We start from the raw sequence: 16,069 nt of genomic DNA, 5'->3' as shown, positions 1-16,069 counted from the left end.
CGGCCGACCCGGACCGCTCGTCGCGCCGCGACTCCCGCCCAGCTCAACTACCGTGAATCGAACATATGGTCGAGTAGAATGAGATGCGTGGACGAGCTCTGGCAGACCGACGACGAGGACCTCCTCGTCGCGGCCGTCCAGGAACGGATCAACCGCGAGTCCGCGTCCCTGGTCGCCCTCGTCGCGGAGGTCGCCACCCGCGGTCTGGCCGAGGCGAAGGGGTTCCGGGACACCGCGGACCTGCTGCGCACGGTGCAGAACGTCGGATCGTCCACCGCCCGCGCCCGGGTCGACGCCGCCCGGAAGCTCTCCCCGCTGTTCCTGATCACCGGCGACCAGGTCGACCCCGAGCTGCCGGTGCTCGCCGAAGCTTTCGAGGACGGTGCGGTCACCGCAGAGCACGTGCGCGTGATCATCCGGGTCCTCGCCTCGCTGCCCCCACATCTCGGGGAGCACCGGCCGGTGCTGGAGGCCGACCTCGTCGCCCACGCCCGCACCCTGGATCCCGACGCGGTGGACAAGCTCGGCAGGCGGGCCCTCGCGCTGCTGGATCCCGACGGGCCGCGTCCGCGGGAACCAAAGCCGACCCGCAACCGGTTCGCGTTGCGTCCGCAGGGGTCGGGGTTCGAGGCGCGGGGCTGGTTGGACACCGAGTCCGCCGCGGTCCTGCGCAGCGCGCTGTCGCCGCTGACCGCCCCGGTCCCGCCCGACGGCGCCGGGCAGGCACGGGACGAACGCTCCACGGCCGAGCGCAACGGGGACGGTCTGGTCGAGCTGGCCCGTCGGTTGCTGGCGGTGGGGGATCTCGGCGTCGAGAACGGGCAGCCGGTGGCGCTGACCGTGACGGTGCCGCTGGAGGCCCTGACCTCGGGTGCCGGGGCCGGGTTGCTCGGGTTCGGCGCGGCTGGTTCGTCCGCGGCGATCGCGGCGGAGGATGCGTTGCGGCTGGCGTGTGATGCGCGGGTGGTGCCGATCGTGCTGGGGGCGGCGGGCGAGCCGCTGTTCGTCGGGCGCGAGCACCGGCTGGCGACGCGGGCGCAGCGTCGGGCGCTGGCCCAGCGCGACGGCGGGTGCGCCTTCCCGGGGTGCGAGGCGCCGCCGCAGTGGTGCGTGGCCCACCACGTCGTGCACTGGGCCCACGGTGGCTGCACCGACCTCACGAACCTGGTGCTGTTGTGTCCGCACCACCATCGCATGATCCACGTCGGGGACTGGGCGGTCGAGATCGACGGCGGGTTCCCGGTGTTCCATCCACCGCCCTGGGTGCCGGGCGGGCCCCGGCGCAACCCGCTCCACCGGCCCGACCTGCCCGCCCCACGAACCCCTCGGCACAGTGCTCCGGTGCTGCTCGACGCCGTCCTGGCCTCGTCGTGAGTGACCTAGGCGCGCGCCGCGGTCACAGCGACTCCCACTCCAGCTCCGGGCCGGGCGGCCACGGCCGCTCCCACCCGCCCAGGCGCAGCACCGCGTCGACGACGTCGCCGGTGAACCCCCACACCACGTCGTCGCCCACCCGGAACCCGGGGCCCCGCCAGGCCCCGCCGCCGGCCCGGAGCCGGAACCGGTGCGCCGGGTCGGCCAGCACCGCCAGCGGCACGTGCAGCACCGCCTCGGTCTCGGCCGGGTCGACCGCGTGCAGCCGGGTCGGCGACCGCCAGTGCCCGAGCACCGCGGTCACGTGGAACCCGGTCAGCAGGATCAGCCGCGGCAGCATCGCGACGACGTCCACACCGGACGGGTCCAGCCCGGTCTCCTCGGTGGCCTCCCGCAGCGCCGTCGCGGCCGGGTCGGCGTCGCCCGGGTCCGCGCGCCCACCGGGGAAGGAGATCTCCCCGGAGTGGTGGCGCAGCCGCCGGGCCCGCCGCTGCAGCACGACCTCCGGGCCGTCCGGGCCCTGGCCGAGCAGTACCAGCACGGCCGACTGCCGGGGCCCGACGTGGTCGGCGGGCAGGTCGTTCGTGCTGATGTCGCGCGGCCCGGCGTGCTCCAGCCCGCGCAGCAGCGGCCCCATCCAGTCCGGGGCCCGGCCGGGGTCGGGCCGGGCGGCGTCGAGCCAGCGCCGGGCCGCGGCGACGTCACACATACGGCCGGGTGATCATCTCCAGATAGTGACCGGCCGGGTCGAGGAAGTACACCCCGCGCCCGCCGTGCCCGTGGTTGATCTCCCCGGGACGGGTGCGCTGCGGGTCGGCCCAGTGCTCCGTCCCGTCCTCGACGAGGCGGGCGTACGCGCGGTCGAACAGTGCGTCGTCGACGAGGAACGCGTAGTGCTGTGGCTGGATCTCGGGCACCACGTGGAGCGGCAGGTCGGCGAACTGGACGAGGACACCGCCGTCGAGGGCGATGTTGGTGAACGGCCCCCAGGACGGCGCCTCGGCCGCCTCCAGGACGTGCCGGTAGAACGCGGCGGAGGCCACCCGGTCGCGGGTGGCGATGATCGTGTGGTTGAACGTGCAGGTCATACGGGTCTCCTGACGACAGCGGGGACCACGCGAACGACCTGCGGAAGGAGCTGCGCCCGCGGGCCCGTGCGGGACTGGCGAGAACTCCTTCCGGCTGGGCCCATCGGGGGCGCACCGCGGAGGTTATCAGCGCAGGGCCGCGTTGCCGATGTCCTGCGCGGCCCGCAGCCCCGGGCCGACCGGGACCCGGCCGGCGAACAGCTCGTCGAGCGCGGGCTCCATCGCCGTCGTCGCCGCGCCCACCTTCGGGCCGGCCGGGGCCGGGGTCGTCGGGCCGTCCGCGACGAACTCCCGGGTGTCGACGCCGCGCCGGGCCCAGTAGTCGAACCAGCCTCGCTGGGCCGCCGTCACCGCGGGCAGCCCGGCGCCGCTGTCGCCGACCGGGGCGGCGCCCTCGGACGATCCCAGCCAGCGCAGCACCCGCAGGATCTCCGGGCGCTTCGGGCTGTCGGCGTTGCCGGCGGCGACGATGCTCGACACCACGCTGACCCGGCCCCGCGGGCCCTCGACCATGGGGGCGACGCCCCAGTCGAACGTGGCGCCCTCGGCGATGTTGGCCAGGTTGTAGGTGCCGCTCTGGAACAGCGCCATCCGGCCCTGCAGGAACTGGTCGCGGCTGAAGTCCGGGTTCTGGTTCGTGTCCGCCGCGGACGGCGCCACCCGCTCGGTGTTGATCATGTTCACCAGGTAGCCGAACGCCTGCTCGCCCGCGGGCGTCGCGACGTCGAAGGTCTCGTCGGGCGCCTGGAGCCGGCCACCGGCCGAGCCGAGGAAGTCGAGATAGATCGCCTGCAGGTCCCGGGCGGCGTTGAAGCCGTACTGGCGCACGGTGCCCGGGTCGAACCCGGGCGTGCCGGCGCTGCGTCCGGCGGCGTCGCGGGTCAGCTTCCGGGCCGCGGGGAGCAGGGTGTCGCGGGCCGGGTCGGTGGGGTCCCAGCGCAACGCGGCCGGGTCGACGCCCGCCGCGCGGACGAGGTCCTTGTTGTAGAACACGGCGATCCGGCCGTCGGTCACCACCGGGACGCCCCACAGGGTCCCGCCGCGGGTGTACTGCGCGGCGGCGGCGTCCACCCAGCCGGCGCGCTGGTCGGCGAGTGCGGCACCGACGTCGATCAGCTTCCCGGCGTCGGCGAACGCCCCGAAGTTCGACGAGTTGACCCAGTAGATGTCGGTCGCGGTGCCGGACGCGACGTCCAGCGGCAGCGAGGTGAAGTAGTCCTTGAACGGCACCTGCACGAGCTCGACCCGGATGTCCGGGTTGGCCTGCGAAAACGCCGCGAACGAGCGCTCGTAGGCCGCCGCGACCTGGGTGTCCCACAGCCGCAGCGTCACCGTGGTGACGCCGTCGGCGTCGTCGTCGAAACGGGACGCCGGTGAGCACGCCGCCAGCAGCAGTACCCCGACCAGCGCCAGGGCGGCGCCGAGCCGCCGTCTCACCGGAACCCCGTGATCGTGATCGAGCGGACCACGCTGCGCTGGAACACCAGGAACAGCACGATCAGCGGGACGATCGCCACCGTCGTCGCCGCCATCACGACCGGCCAGTTCCCGTTGTACTGCGTCTGCAGCCCGGCGGTCGCCACCGTCATCACCTGCCAGGTCCGGCCGGAGGTGATGACCAGCGGCCACAGGAAGTTGTTCCAGTGCGTCACCACGGTGATCACGGCCAGCGTCGTGAGGATCGGCCGGCTCACCGGCACCACGACGTGCCGCAGGATCCCGACCGTCCCGGCGCCGTCGAGCCGGGCGGCGTCGATCAGGTCCTGCGGGATGGTCCGGAAGTGCTCACGCAGCAGGAAGATCGCGAACGGCGACCCGAGCACGTAGGGCAGCACCAGCGCCCAGAACGTGTTCCGCAGCCCCACCTCGGTCATCATCAGGTACAGCGGGATCACCGTCACCGCCTGCGGCACCATCAGCGTCCCCAGGTACACCCAGAACAGCGCGTCCCGGCCGGGGAACTCCAGCCGCGCGAACGCGTACGCCGCCAGCACCGAGAACAGCAGCTGCCCCACCAGCACGACGACCACCACCTGGGCGGTCACCGCGATCGGGGTCACGAAGTCGTAGTCCCGGCCGAACAGGGTCACGATGTTCTCCACCGTCGGCGGGGCCGGCGGTGACAGCACCGGCGTCGACGCGAACTGCCGGGTCGTCTTCAGCGCCGTCGTCACGCTCAGCACGAACGGCGCCAGCGTCGCCACCGCGCCCATCAGCAGCGCGACCAGCACGGCCGCGTCGACGAGCCTTCCGCGCCTCACGTGTCGAGCTCGTAGGTCGTGCGAGGGCTGAACCACCGCTGCTGGGCCACGGTCACCACCACCAGGATCACGAACAACACCACCGCCATCACCGCGGCCTGCCCGACCGCGCGGTTCTCGAACGCCTCGTAGTAGATCCGCCCCGCGACGACGTCGGTGACACCCTGCGGGCCGCCGTTCGGCGTGAGGGCGTACACCGAGTCGAACACCTGGAAGCTGGAGATCACCCCGGTGACCAGCACGAAGAACAGCGTCGGGCGCAGCAGCGGCAACCGGATCCGCCACAGCAGCTGCCACGCCGAGGCCCCGTCGAGCCGGGCCGCCTCCACGATCGTGTCCGGGATGGCGCGCAGCCCGGCCAGGAAGAACAGGGCGACGTAGCCGACCTGGGTCCAGGCGGTCACCGCGGCGACCGACGGCAGCGCCAGCGCCGGGTCGGCCAGCCACTCGACGCGGATCCCGAGCAGCGCGTTGAGCGCGCCGTCGGTGGGAGACAGGATCCACCGCCACACCACGCCCAGCACCAGCGGCGCGCAGATCCACGGCAGCACGAAGACCACCCGGAACACCGTCGTCCCGGGCAGCCCGCGGTCCAGGAGCAGCGCGGCCGCCAGCCCGAGCACGGTCTGCACCGGGATGACGATGAGCACGAAGAACGCCGTCACCAGCAGGGACCGCGCGAACCGGCCGTCCGCGGCGACCGCGGCGACGTTGTCCAGCCCGACGAAGGTCCGCGGCCCGACCAGGTCCCACCGGAACAGCGCCAGACCCAGCACGATCAGCACCGGGACCAGCAGGAACAGCACCACGCCCACCAGGCTGGGGGCCAGCAGCAGGTACGCGGTGCGGGTGTCCCGCCGGGACCGGCTCACGTCCCGTGGGCGAAGCCCGCGGCCTCGCTCCCGCGGACGGGACCGGCCTGGCGGCGCAGCCGCTCCAGCACCCGCGCCAGGTCGTCGAGCAGCAGTGCGGCCAGGTCGTGGCTGAACCCGTTGCGGACCACGATCCGCAGCGCCGCCAGGTCCTCCCGGTTCTCCGGGAACGTGTACGCCGGGACCAGCCATCCCGTCTCGCGCAGACCCGCCGACACGTCGAACACCGAGAACGGCTCGCCGTCGGCGACGGTGAACGCGAACACCGGCAGCTGCGAGCCGTCGGTGAGCAGCCGGAACGCGCCCGTCGCCTCGATCCGCCGGGCCAGTCCGGTCGCGATCTCCCGGCAGGTGCCCTGCACCCGGGCGTAGCCCTCGTGCCCCAGCCGCAGGAAGTTGTAGTACTGCGCGATGACCTGGCCGCCGGGGCGGGAGAAGTTCAGCGCGAACGTCGGCATGTCACCGCCGAGGTAGTTCACCCGGAACACCAGGTCCTCGGGCAGTGCGTCGGTGTCGCGCCACACCGCCCACCCGACGCCCGGGTGCACCAGGCCGTACTTGTGGCCGGAGGTGTTGATCGACGCCACCCGCGGCAGCCGGAAGTCCCACTCCAGGTCCGGGTCGCAGAACGGCGCGACCATCGCCCCGGACGCGCCGTCGACGTGCACCGGCACGTCCAGCCCGGTGCGGGACTGCAGGTCGTCGAGCGCCGCGCACAGCTGCGCGACCGGCTCGTAGCTGCCGTCGAAGGTGGATCCCAGGATCGCGACGACGCCGATGGTGTTCTCGTCGCACAGCGCGACGGCCTCCTCGGCGCCCAGGTGCAGCCGGTCGCCCTCCATCGGGACCAGCCGCGGCTCCACGTCCCAGTAGTTCGCGAACTTGTCCCAGCAGATCTGGACGTTCACGCCCATCACGATGTTCGGCCGGTCCGTCGGGAGACCCGCCGCCTTCCGCCGGTGCTGCCAGCGCCGCTTGAGCGCCAGCCCGCCGAGCATGCACGCCTCCGACGACCCCGTCGTCGAGCAGCCGATGGCCCGCCCCGGGTCGGGGGCGTGCCACAGGTCGGCGAGCATCCGCACGCACCGCTGCTCCAGGTCCGCGGTCCGCGGGTACTCGTCCTTGTCGATCATGTTCTTGTCGAAGGACTCGGCCATCAGCCGCGCGGCCTGGGGCTCCGCCCACGTCGTGACGAACGTGGCGAGGTTCAGCCGGGCGTTCCCGTCGAGCATCAGCTCGTCGTGCACTACCTGGTAGGCGATCTCCGGGTGCATCCCGGTGTCGGGGATGCGGAAGCGGGGGATGTCGACGGGCTCCGCGGCGAAGACGGGGTTGACCGGGACCGCGCGGTCCTCGCCGCGGTCCTCCGAGGGTGAGTGCGCACCGGGCATGATCCGAACCTAGGACCGATCGGCCCGGTCCGCTCAGGTTCCGAGCAGCTTCTTCTGGACCTTGCCCATCGGGTTGCGGGGCAGGGCGTCCAGGAACACGACCTCGCGCGGCCGCTTGTGCCAGGACAGCTGCCCGGCGACGTGGTCGATGAGGGCCTGTCCGTCGCGGATGTCGCCGACGACGTAGGCGACGATCCTCTGGCCGAGGTCGGGGTCGGGGGCGCCGACGACGGCGACCTCGGACACGGCGGGGTGGTCGAGCAGGACGGCCTCGATCTCGCCGGATCCGATGCGGTAGCCGCCGGATTTGATGAGGTCGGTGGACTCTCGGCCGACGATGCGGTGGAACCCGCCCGGGTCGCGGACGGCGAGGTCGCCGGTGCGGAACCAGCCCTCGCCGGCCCAGCACTCGTCGTTCGCGTCCGGGCGGTTCAGGTAGCCGTCGAACAGCATCGGGCCGCGGACCTGCAGGCGGCCGACGGTCTCGCCGTCGTCGGGGACGGTGTCGGCGTCGGTCGCGTCGTCGGTGGCGGGGAGCAGCCGGGTCTCGGCGCCCGGGAGGGGCAGGCCGACCCAGCCGGCGCGGCGCTCCCCGGAGGCGTGTGCGGACAGGGTGATCATGGTCTCGGTCATGCCGTAGCGCTCGACGGGTGCCTGCCCGGTGAGCGCGGCGATCCGGTCGAACAGCGATGCGGGCAGGGGCGCGCTGCCCGACACCAGCAGCCGGGCCCGGTACAGGGCGCGGGCGGCGTCGGGCTCGTCGACGATCCGGTTCCACACCGTCGGCACCCCGAAGTACATCGACGCCCCGACCGCGGCGTAGCGGGCGGGCTGCGGCTTCACGGTGTGCACGACCCGCGACCCGCGGCGCAGCGATCCCAGCACACCGAGGATCAGGCCGTGGACGTGGAACAGGGGCAGGCCGTGGGCGACGGTGTCGTCGGGGGTCCAGTCCCAGACCTCGTAGAGGGCGTCGAGGCCGGCGGCGATCGCGGCGCCGGAGAGCTGGGCGCCCTTGGGGCGTCCGGTGGTGCCGGAGGTGTAGAGCAGCATCGCGGTGGCCGCGGGGTCGACCGGGCGCGGGCCGATCGGCTGCGAGCCCGGTACGACGACCGGCAGGTCGACCCCTTCGGGCAGCTCCCCGGCCCAGGCCGTCGCACCCGAGTCGGAGAGCACGTGGCCGCGCTCGGCGGGCCCGGAGTCCGGCGGGACGGGCACGACCGGGACGCCGGCGAGGATGGCGGCGGTGATGGCGACGACGGTGTCGATCGAGGCGGTCGCGTGGACGGCGACCGGGCCGTGGTCGGGGATGCCGGCGGCGAGGCGGCCGGCCCGGTCGAGGAGCTCGGCGCGGGACAGCACGTCGTCGCCGACGGTGACGGCACGCTCCAGGTCCTGGGTGCCGGTGAGCGAGGTGAGGAACAACGTCGTTCTCCTGGTGGTGACGGGGTCAGACCGCCATGGCGGGCAGCACGAGGGCTCCCACCAGCGCGATCGGGCCGATGACGACCATGGACAGGCCCCAGCGGGTCAGCAGCGCGGTCATGCGGGGACGTTCCTGCTCGTCGACGGTGGTGGCGACCAGCGTCGCACCCACCGTCGAGAAGGGTGACACGTCCACGATGGACGAGCAGACCCCGAGCGCGCAGATCAGCGCCCAGCCCGGGATCCCGCCCTGCTGGACCAGCGGGATCGCCAGCGGCACCAGCGCGGCGAGGATGCCGGTGGTCGACGCGAACGCCGACACCAGCCCGCACACCGCGCAGATCACCAGGGCGGCGAGCAGCGGGACGGTGAGGCTCGCGGCGAGGTCACCCAGCAGGTCGACCGAGCCGATCTCCTGCAGCACACCGACGTAGGTGATGATCCCGCCGACCAGCAGGACGGTGGACCAGTCGATCTCCTTCAGGGCGCCGCGGCCGCTGTCCGGGTCGATCAGGGTGAGCACCGCGCCGAAGGCGAAGGCGAGCACCCCGACGTCGGGCTCGGCGCCGAGCACCGCCAGCACGACGACCGCCGCGACCAGGCCGAGCATCGCGACGACGGTGATCCAGTGCGTCGCGCGGAACGGCTCGCGGGCCGGGGGCTCCTCGTCGCCGGGCACCTCGGGCCCGCCGCCGCCCGCCGTGACCGGGACGCGGCTGCGGACGGAGAACATCAGGTAGGACGCGCCCAGCAGCACCAGGTTCGCGATGATCGCGACCGCGAACAGGGTCAGCGGGTTGAGCGCGATGCCCGCCGCCGACGCCGTCCCCCAGGTGACGATCCCGAACAGCGACGTCGGCGCGAACCCGCCCGCCGACAGCCCGGTCCCGATCGCCAGCGCCATCAGCATCGGGTCGATCCCGCGCCGGTGCGCCACCGTCATCCCGATCGGCGCCATGACCAGCCCGCCCAGCGGCGACCCCATCGCCGACACCACACCGGTGAGCACGAAGAACGTCAGCGGCAGCGCCGCGGTCCGGTCGCCGACGACGACCAGCGCCCGGTCCACCAGCCGGCCGATGGTGCCGTTGGACTTCGCGATCCCGAAGAAGAACGTCACCCCGACCAGCAGGACCAGGATGTCGACGGGGAAGCCCGCGACGATGTCGTCGAGCGGCAGGCCCGCGACGAGCAGCCCCATGCCGGCGGCGGCCGCGAACATGACGATCCCGATGTGGGACCGGCGGACCTCGGCGATCACGAAGACCGCCGCGAACACCACCAGCGTGATGACCTGCACCGCCATGCCTACCCCCGTTGGTACGCGCTTGTCGTATCGGTCCACCTGGTGGCACAGTGGTTCGTACAGTGGACCGTTTGGTGGCGGACACTAGGTCGCCCGAACGGGGGAGGTCAACACCGGCCATGGCTCCGACCAACAGCGTCGTCTCCGCGGTCCGCGTGCTGGAGGCGGTGGGGGAGCGGCAGCCCGTCGGGCTGTCCGACCTCGCCCGCACCGTCGCGCTGCCGAAGTCCACCGTGCAGCGGATCCTGCGCACCCTGGCCGAGGTCGGCTGGTGCGTCGCCGACGACACCGCGCGCTGGCGGCTCACCTACCGCGCGTTCGCCGTCGGCAACCAGGCCCGCGACGCCGGTGGCCTGCGCGCGGTGGCGGTCCCGGTGCTGCACGAGCTGCAGCTCGCGACGGGGGAGACCGTGCACCTGGCCGCCCCGGACGGCCGCGAGCTGGTCCTGCTCGAACGGCTCGACACCGCGCACCGGCTGCGCGCGTTCCTGCCGCTGGGCCACCGCATCCCGCTGCACGCCTCGGCCACCGGCCAGGCCTACCTCGCCGCCTGCACCCCGGCGGAGGTCGACGCCTACCTCGCCGGCCCGCTGGCCCCCTCCACCCGGCACACCGTCGTCGACCCCGACCGGCTGCGGGCCCGGATCGCCGAGGTGCGCGAGCGCGGGTGGTCGGTCAACCCCGAGGGGCTCTCCGACGGCATCGCCGCGGTCGGCGCCCCCGTCCTCGGTCCCGACGGCCGCCCGGTCGGGGCGCTGTCGGTGTCCGGCCCCACGGTGCGCATGACCGAGGAGGTCTTCGACGACCACGGCCGCGCTGCCGCCGACGCCGCCCGGCGCATCTCCCGCGACCTGGGGGCCCGCCCGTAGGAACGACCCCGCAGCAATGACGGAGCCCGCCCCCTCGGTGAGGGGACGGGCTCCGCATGGTGGTGGGTACTGCGCGCGTCAGCTCTTCAGCATGCCCCGCAGGACGTACTGCAGGATGCCGCCGTTGCGGTAGTAGTCCGCCTCACCGGGGGTGTCGATGCGCACCTTCGCGTCGAACTCGACGGTCTCGCCGGAGGACTTCGTGGCGGTCACGTGCACCGACTTCGGGGTCTTCCCGTCGTTCAGCTCGGTGATGCCGGCGATGTCGAAGGTCTCGGTGCCGTCGAGTCCGAGGCTCTTCGCCGACTCGCCGTCGGGGAACTGCAGCGGGACGACGCCCATGCCGATCAGGTTCGAACGGTGGATCCGCTCGAAGGACTCGACGATGACGGCGCGCACGCCCAGGAGCGCGGTGCCCTTGGCCGCCCAGTCACGCGAGGAGCCGGAGCCGTACTCCTTGCCGCCCAGCACGACCAGCGGGGTGCCCTGCGCGGCGTAGTTCTGCGCGGCGTCGTAGATGAACGACTGCGGGGCCCCGTCCTGGGTGAAGTCGCGGGTGTAGCCACCCGAGACGTCGTCGAGGAGCTGGTTGCGCAGCCGGATGTTCGCGAACGTGCCGCGGATCATCACCTCGTGGTTGCCGCGCCGCGAGCCGAAGGAGTTGTAGTCCTTCTTCTCGACGCCGTGGGAGTCCAGGTACTCCGCGGCCGGGGTGCCCGGCTTGATCGCACCGGCCGGCGAGATGTGGTCGGTGGTGACCGAGTCGCCGAGCAGCGCGAGCACGCGGGCACCGGAGATGTCGGTGACCGGGTCCGGCTCGCCCTTCATGCCCTCGAAGTACGGGGGCTTGCGGACGTAGGTGGATTTCTGGTCCCACTCGAAGGTCCGGCCCTCCGGGGTGGGCAGCGCGCGCCAGCGGTCGTCGCCGCGGAACACGTCGGAGTAGCTCTTGGTGAACATCTCCGAGGTGATCGAGGAGTCCACGACCGCGTTGATGTCCTCGGTCGAGGGCCAGATGTCGCGCAGGAAGACGTCGGCGCCGTCCGAGTCCTGGCCCAGGGGCTGGTTCTCGAAGTCGAAGTCCATCGTCCCGGCCAGCGCGTAGGCGATGACCAGCGGCGGGGACGCCAGGTAGTTCATCTTGACGTCGGGGTTGATCCGGCCCTCGAAGTTCCGGTTGCCCGAGAGCACCGAGACGACGGTGAGGTCGTTGTCGTTGACCGCGGCCGAGATCTCCTCCGGCAGCGGGCCGGAGTTGCCGATGCAGGTGGTGCAGCCGTAGCCGACCAGGTTGTAGCCGAGCTTGTCGAGGTAGGGCCAGAGACCGGCCTTCTCGTAGTAGTCGGTGACGACCTGGCTGCCCGGGGCCATCGAGGTCTTGACCCACGGCTTGGTGGTCAGGCCCCGGTCGACGGCGTTCTTGGCGAGCAGCGCGGCACCGAGCATGACGCTCGGGTTCGAGGTGTTGGTACACGAGGTGATCGAGGCGATCACCACGGCGCCGTGGTCGAGCACGAACTCACCGCGCGAGTCCGACTTCACGGTGACCGGCTTGGACGGGCGGCCCTCGCAGCCGTCCGCGGCCGACATGATGACCGGCGCGGCGTCGTCGTCGGCGAAGGAGAGCGCCGGGGCGTCGCTGGCCGGGAAGGACTCGTTCGACGACTCGTCGACGCCGGCGAGCGGGCTCGGGGCCACGCCGTCGTCGGTGTAGTCGTGCACGGTCTTGCGGAACGCCGGCTTGGCGTCGGTCAGCTCGATGCGGTCCTGCGGGCGCTTCGGGCCGGCGATCGACGGGACGACCGTCGACAGGTCCAGCTCCATCGTCTGGGAGTACACCGGCTCGTGGTCCGGGTCGTGCCAGAGGCCCTGCTCCTTGGCGTAGGCCTCGACCAGCGCGATCTGCTCGGCGGAGCGGCCGGTCAGCTTCAGGTAGCGGACGGTCTCGTCGTCGATCGGGAAGATCGCCGCGGTCGAGCCGAACTCCGGGCTCATGTTGCCGATGGTGGCGCGGTTGGCCAGCGGCACCGCGCCGACGCCGGCGCCGTAGAACTCGACGAACTTGCCGACGACGCCCTGGCGACGCAGCATCTCGGTGATCGTGAGCACCACGTCGGTGGCGGTCACGCCGGTCGGGATCTCCCCGGTCAGCTTGAAGCCGAGCACCTGCGGGATGAGCATCGAGACCGGCTGGCCGAGCATCGCGGCCTCGGCCTCGATGCCGCCGACGCCCCAGCCCAGCACGCCCAGGCCGTTGACCATGGTGGTGTGGGAGTCGGTGCCGACCAGGGTGTCGGGGTAGGCCTGGCCGTTGCGCGGCATGACCACGCGCGCCAGGTTCTCGATGTTGACCTGGTGCACGATGCCGGTGCCGGGCGGGACGACCTTGAACTCGTCGAAGGCACCCTGGCCCCAGCGCAGGAACTGGTAGCGCTCCTTGTTGCGGCCGTACTCGAACTCGATGTTCTTCTCGAACGCGTCGGCGGTGCCGAAGAAGTCGATCATCACCGAGTGGTCGATGACCAGCTCGGCGGGCGCGAGCGGGTTGACCTTGGACGGGTCGCCGCCCATCTCGGTCACGGCCTCGCGCATGGTCGCCAGGTCGACGACGCAGGGCACGCCGGTGAAGTCCTGCATGATCACCCGGGCGGGGGTGAACTGGATCTCGGTGTCCGGGTCGGCCTGCGGGTCCCAGTTCGCCAGGGCGTTGATGTGGTCCGCCGTGACGTTCGCACCGTCCTCGGTGCGGAGCAGGTTCTCGAGCAGGACCTTCAGGCTGAACGGCAGGCGCTTCGAGCCCTCCACCGCGGAGAGCCGGAAGATCTCGTAACCGGTGCCCCCGACGTCGAGCTGTCCTCTGGCGCCGAAGCTGTCGGTGCTGGCCACTTGGTGGTCCTCCCGTGGTGGTGGGCGGTCGCTTGTCCGGTGCGGTGAGCCCGCCCCGCCTCGCGGGGGAGGAGGTGCTCACCTGCGTGGTGTCGGAGTCTCGCGCACCGCCGTGTCGGCAGCAGCGCGGACCCTCGTACCGCAAATAGTACGCCTGTCCTATAAGCCTGGCGAGGCGGGTGTGGCCGGGGTCGCGGTGCCGTCGGGCGGGTGGGGTCCCCCGTGCGGTGGACGGGTCCGGTGTGTCGCACGGGGTTCGGGTGACACGAGTGGCACTGTTCCCAGTCGATTCCCCGTCGATCCCGCCCGCCCCCCGGAAGGACCTCCCCGTGACGCGCCAGCCGCCGGCGACCCTCGTCGTGGTGGCCGCGCTCGTCGCGGTCGCGCTGGCCTCGCCCGGGGTGGGCGCGGCCGCGACCGCCGTCGTGCCCGCCGCCGCGGTGCTCCCGGCGCAGCCCCCGCCCCCGCCGCCGCCCAACCCCGGCGACGACGAGCTGGAGCGCAGCCGCCAGTCGGTGCAGGACCGGGCCGCCGAAGTCGGCAGGCTCACCGCCCGCCTCGCCGAGCTCGACACGCAGGCCGAGCAGCTGCAGATGGAGGTCGCGGGGCGCAACGAGGAGGCACTCGCCGCCCGGGACACCGCCGACGCCGCCGGCCGCGAGGCCGAGACCGCCGCGGCCCGGGCCGCCGACGCCCGCGCCGCGACCGAGGCCGCGGGCCGCGCCGTCGACGACGCCCGCACCCGGATCGACGCCTTCGTCGGCGACGTCTACACCCACGGTCTCGACCTGGGCCCGCTCGGCCTGCTCTCGCGGGCGACCGACCCGCAGGACCTGATGGACCGGGCCCGGCTCACCGACGCGCTGAGCGAGGACCAGGCCGCCGTCCTGGAGCAGCTCCAGCAGGCCCGCATCGCCCAGGCCAACGCCGACTCCCTCGCCCGCGCGGCGCAGGAGGAGGCCGACCGGCGCCGCGCCGACGCCGAGCAGGCGTCCGCGGCGGCCGACTCCGCCGTCGACGAGGCCGTCGCGGCCGCCGACGCCCAGCAGACCCGGCTCGACGCGGTGCACACCGAACGCACCGACGTGCAGTCGCGGCTCGACGCCGCCGAGAACGCCGACGCCGGGCTGCGCGCCCAGCGTCAGCGCTACGAGGCGTGGCGGGCCGAGCAGGCCCGGCTCCAGGCCGAGGCCGACCGGCGGGCCCGGGAGGAGGCGGCGTCGCGGGTCGCGCAGGAGTCCGCGCCGTCGGACGGCCCCGCGCCGCGGCGCACCGGGTCGGCGGCGATCGAGACCGTGATCGACCGGGCGATGGCCCAGCTCGGCACCATCTACGCCTGGGGCGGCGGCAACTCGCGCGGACCGACCCGGGGGATCCGCGACGGCGGCGTCGCCGACGCCCACGGCGACTTCCGCAAGGTCGGCTTCGACTGCTCCGGGCTGATGCAGTTCGCCTTCGCCGGGGTCGGCATCAGCCTGCCCCGCTACAGCGGCAACCAGGCCAACGCCGGGCAGCTGGTGCCGATCTCGGACATGCGGCGCGGGGACATGCTGTCCTGGGCCGAGGGCGGTCGCACCCACCACATCGCCATCTACCTCGGCGACGGGAAGATGCTCGAGGCCCCGTACTCGGGCGCGAGCGTGCGGGTCACCCCGGTCCGCTACGACGGCCTGAACAAGGTCACCCGGCTGCTCTGACGGCCGCGGCCTCGCCGGCCAGCTCGTCGAGCACCAGCCGCACCGCGGGCCGGGTCACCGCACCGCGGGTCACGGCCCGCACCAGGCGGGCGGCCCGCACCCCGGCGAGCGGGCGCAGAGCGAGCCGGGCGCCGTCGCGGTGGTCGGTGGAGTAGCGGGGGAGCAGCGCGACGCCGTGCCCGTGTGCGACGAGCTCCTCGGTGACCGAGAAGTCGTTGATCCGCTGCACCACCCGCGGCACGGTGCCGGTGACCAGCGCGAGCGAGTTGAGCACGTCGTCGACCGGCCACCCGACGGCGACCGAGATCCAGTCGGCGTCGACGAGGTCGGACAGGTGCACCTCGGCACGGTGGGCCAGCGGGTGGTCCGGGGGCAGCGCGACGTCGAGGGGCTCGCGCAGGAGCGGGTGCACGGTGAGCCGGCCCGTGCGCAGCGGATCGAACCGTTCGTCGTGGTGGGTGACGACGACGTCGGCGTCGGCCGCGGCGGCCGGTACCTCCTCCGGGCGCAGGTCGAGGTCGCGGCAGGACAGCGCCAGCCCGGGGTGGGCCGACGCCCGGCGCAGCAGCCCGGGCAGCAGCAGCCGGGCCGCCGACGGGAAGAACACCACCCGCACCGTGCCCAGCGGCTGCTCGCGCAGGCCCGCGGCGGTCTCCTCCAGCCGGCCCAGCGCGTCGAGCACCTCCTGCGCCCCGTCGACGACGGCCCGCCCGGCCGCGGTGAGCCGCAGCCCGCGCCCGTCCGGCGCGGTCAGCTCCAGGCCCGCCTCCCGGGACAGCGCCTTGAGCTGCTGGGACACCGCGGACGGGGTGAAGTTCAGCGCCGCGGCGACGGCGGTGACCGAGCCGCGGTCGGCGAGCTCGCGCAGGATCCGGAGCCGCCGTACGTCCATGCAGGAAC

General features: G+C 73.2%; 13 protein-coding genes. 3 read left to right on the top strand and 10 right to left on the bottom strand.

From position 1 onward, the window contains the following. Positions 1 to 87 precede the first annotated feature (87 nt). Positions 88 to 1,374 (top strand): HNH endonuclease signature motif containing protein, encoded by a 1,287-nt coding sequence (locus DMP17_RS33250; RefSeq protein WP_337831612.1) that lies wholly within the window; start codon positions 88 to 90, stop codon positions 1,372 to 1,374. A gap of 22 nt (positions 1,375 to 1,396) precedes the next feature. On the opposite strand, the gene DMP17_RS33245 is transcribed toward DMP17_RS33250, so the two are convergent. From DMP17_RS33245 to DMP17_RS33210, 8 genes are all read right to left on the bottom strand, one after another. Next, positions 1,397 to 2,083 (bottom strand): NUDIX hydrolase, encoded by a 687-nt coding sequence (locus DMP17_RS33245; protein WP_226357277.1) that lies wholly within the window; start codon positions 2,081 to 2,083, stop codon positions 1,397 to 1,399. Continuing rightward, positions 2,076 to 2,462 (bottom strand): VOC family protein, encoded by a 387-nt coding sequence (locus DMP17_RS33240; protein ID WP_226357276.1) that lies wholly within the window; start codon positions 2,460 to 2,462, stop codon positions 2,076 to 2,078. Before DMP17_RS33240 ends, DMP17_RS33245 begins: the two co-directional genes overlap by 8 nt. Before the next feature lie 126 nt (positions 2,463 to 2,588). Next, positions 2,589 to 3,899, bottom strand: a complete 1,311-nt coding sequence (locus DMP17_RS33235; protein ID WP_337831611.1) for an extracellular solute-binding protein — start codon at positions 3,897 to 3,899, stop codon at positions 2,589 to 2,591. Continuing rightward, positions 3,896 to 4,723 (bottom strand): carbohydrate ABC transporter permease, encoded by an 828-nt coding sequence (locus DMP17_RS33230; protein WP_337831610.1) that lies wholly within the window; start codon positions 4,721 to 4,723, stop codon positions 3,896 to 3,898. Before DMP17_RS33230 ends, DMP17_RS33235 begins: the two co-directional genes overlap by 4 nt. Further along, entirely contained in the window at positions 4,720 to 5,595 is an 876-nt protein-coding gene (locus DMP17_RS33225) for a carbohydrate ABC transporter permease (protein ID WP_337831609.1), read from the bottom strand. Before DMP17_RS33225 ends, DMP17_RS33230 begins: the two co-directional genes overlap by 4 nt. Further along, the gene (locus DMP17_RS33220) at positions 5,592 to 6,986 is read right to left on the bottom strand and encodes a glutamate decarboxylase (protein WP_337831608.1); all 1,395 of its coding nucleotides are present in this window, start codon (positions 6,984 to 6,986) and stop codon (positions 5,592 to 5,594) included. The genes DMP17_RS33225 and DMP17_RS33220 overlap by 4 nt, the downstream gene beginning before the upstream one ends. A 33-nt stretch (positions 6,987 to 7,019) precedes the next feature. Then, positions 7,020 to 8,411: an acyl-CoA synthetase gene (locus DMP17_RS33215; protein ID WP_337831607.1), complete on the bottom strand. Its 1,392-nt coding sequence runs from the start codon at positions 8,409 to 8,411 to the stop codon at positions 7,020 to 7,022. Positions 8,412 to 8,436: 25 nt separating this feature from the next. Further along, the gene (locus tag DMP17_RS33210; RefSeq protein WP_226357270.1) at positions 8,437 to 9,717 is read right to left on the bottom strand and encodes an SLC13 family permease; all 1,281 of its coding nucleotides are present in this window, start codon (positions 9,715 to 9,717) and stop codon (positions 8,437 to 8,439) included. A 119-nt stretch (positions 9,718 to 9,836) separates the two neighbouring features. Between DMP17_RS33210 and DMP17_RS33205 the strand changes: the two genes are divergently transcribed. After that, complete coding sequence (locus DMP17_RS33205; RefSeq protein ID WP_337831606.1) at positions 9,837 to 10,586, top strand: IclR family transcriptional regulator; 750 nt, start codon at positions 9,837 to 9,839, stop codon at positions 10,584 to 10,586. A 78-nt stretch (positions 10,587 to 10,664) separates the two neighbouring features. Here DMP17_RS33205 and DMP17_RS33200 read toward each other — a convergent pair whose 3' ends face one another. After that, positions 10,665 to 13,472, bottom strand: coding sequence for an aconitate hydratase (locus DMP17_RS33200; protein ID WP_226365056.1), 2,808 nt, complete (start codon positions 13,470 to 13,472; stop codon positions 10,665 to 10,667). A gap of 329 nt (positions 13,473 to 13,801) precedes the next feature. Here DMP17_RS33200 and DMP17_RS33195 point away from each other — a divergent pair, with 329 nt between their 5' ends. Further along, positions 13,802 to 15,169: a C40 family peptidase gene (locus tag DMP17_RS33195; RefSeq protein ID WP_226357267.1), complete on the top strand. Its 1,368-nt coding sequence runs from the start codon at positions 13,802 to 13,804 to the stop codon at positions 15,167 to 15,169. Here the strand turns inward: DMP17_RS33195 and DMP17_RS33190 are convergent. Further along, positions 15,153 to 16,061 (bottom strand): LysR family transcriptional regulator, encoded by a 909-nt coding sequence (locus DMP17_RS33190; protein ID WP_226357266.1) that lies wholly within the window; start codon positions 16,059 to 16,061, stop codon positions 15,153 to 15,155. The two genes, DMP17_RS33195 and DMP17_RS33190, sit on opposite strands and share 17 nt — an antisense overlap. Positions 16,062 to 16,069: the final 8 nt, after the last annotated feature.

It is taken from the genome of Pseudonocardia sp. TMWB2A, assembly GCF_017312135.1.
This window is presented reverse-complemented; position numbering and strand designations above follow the sequence as displayed.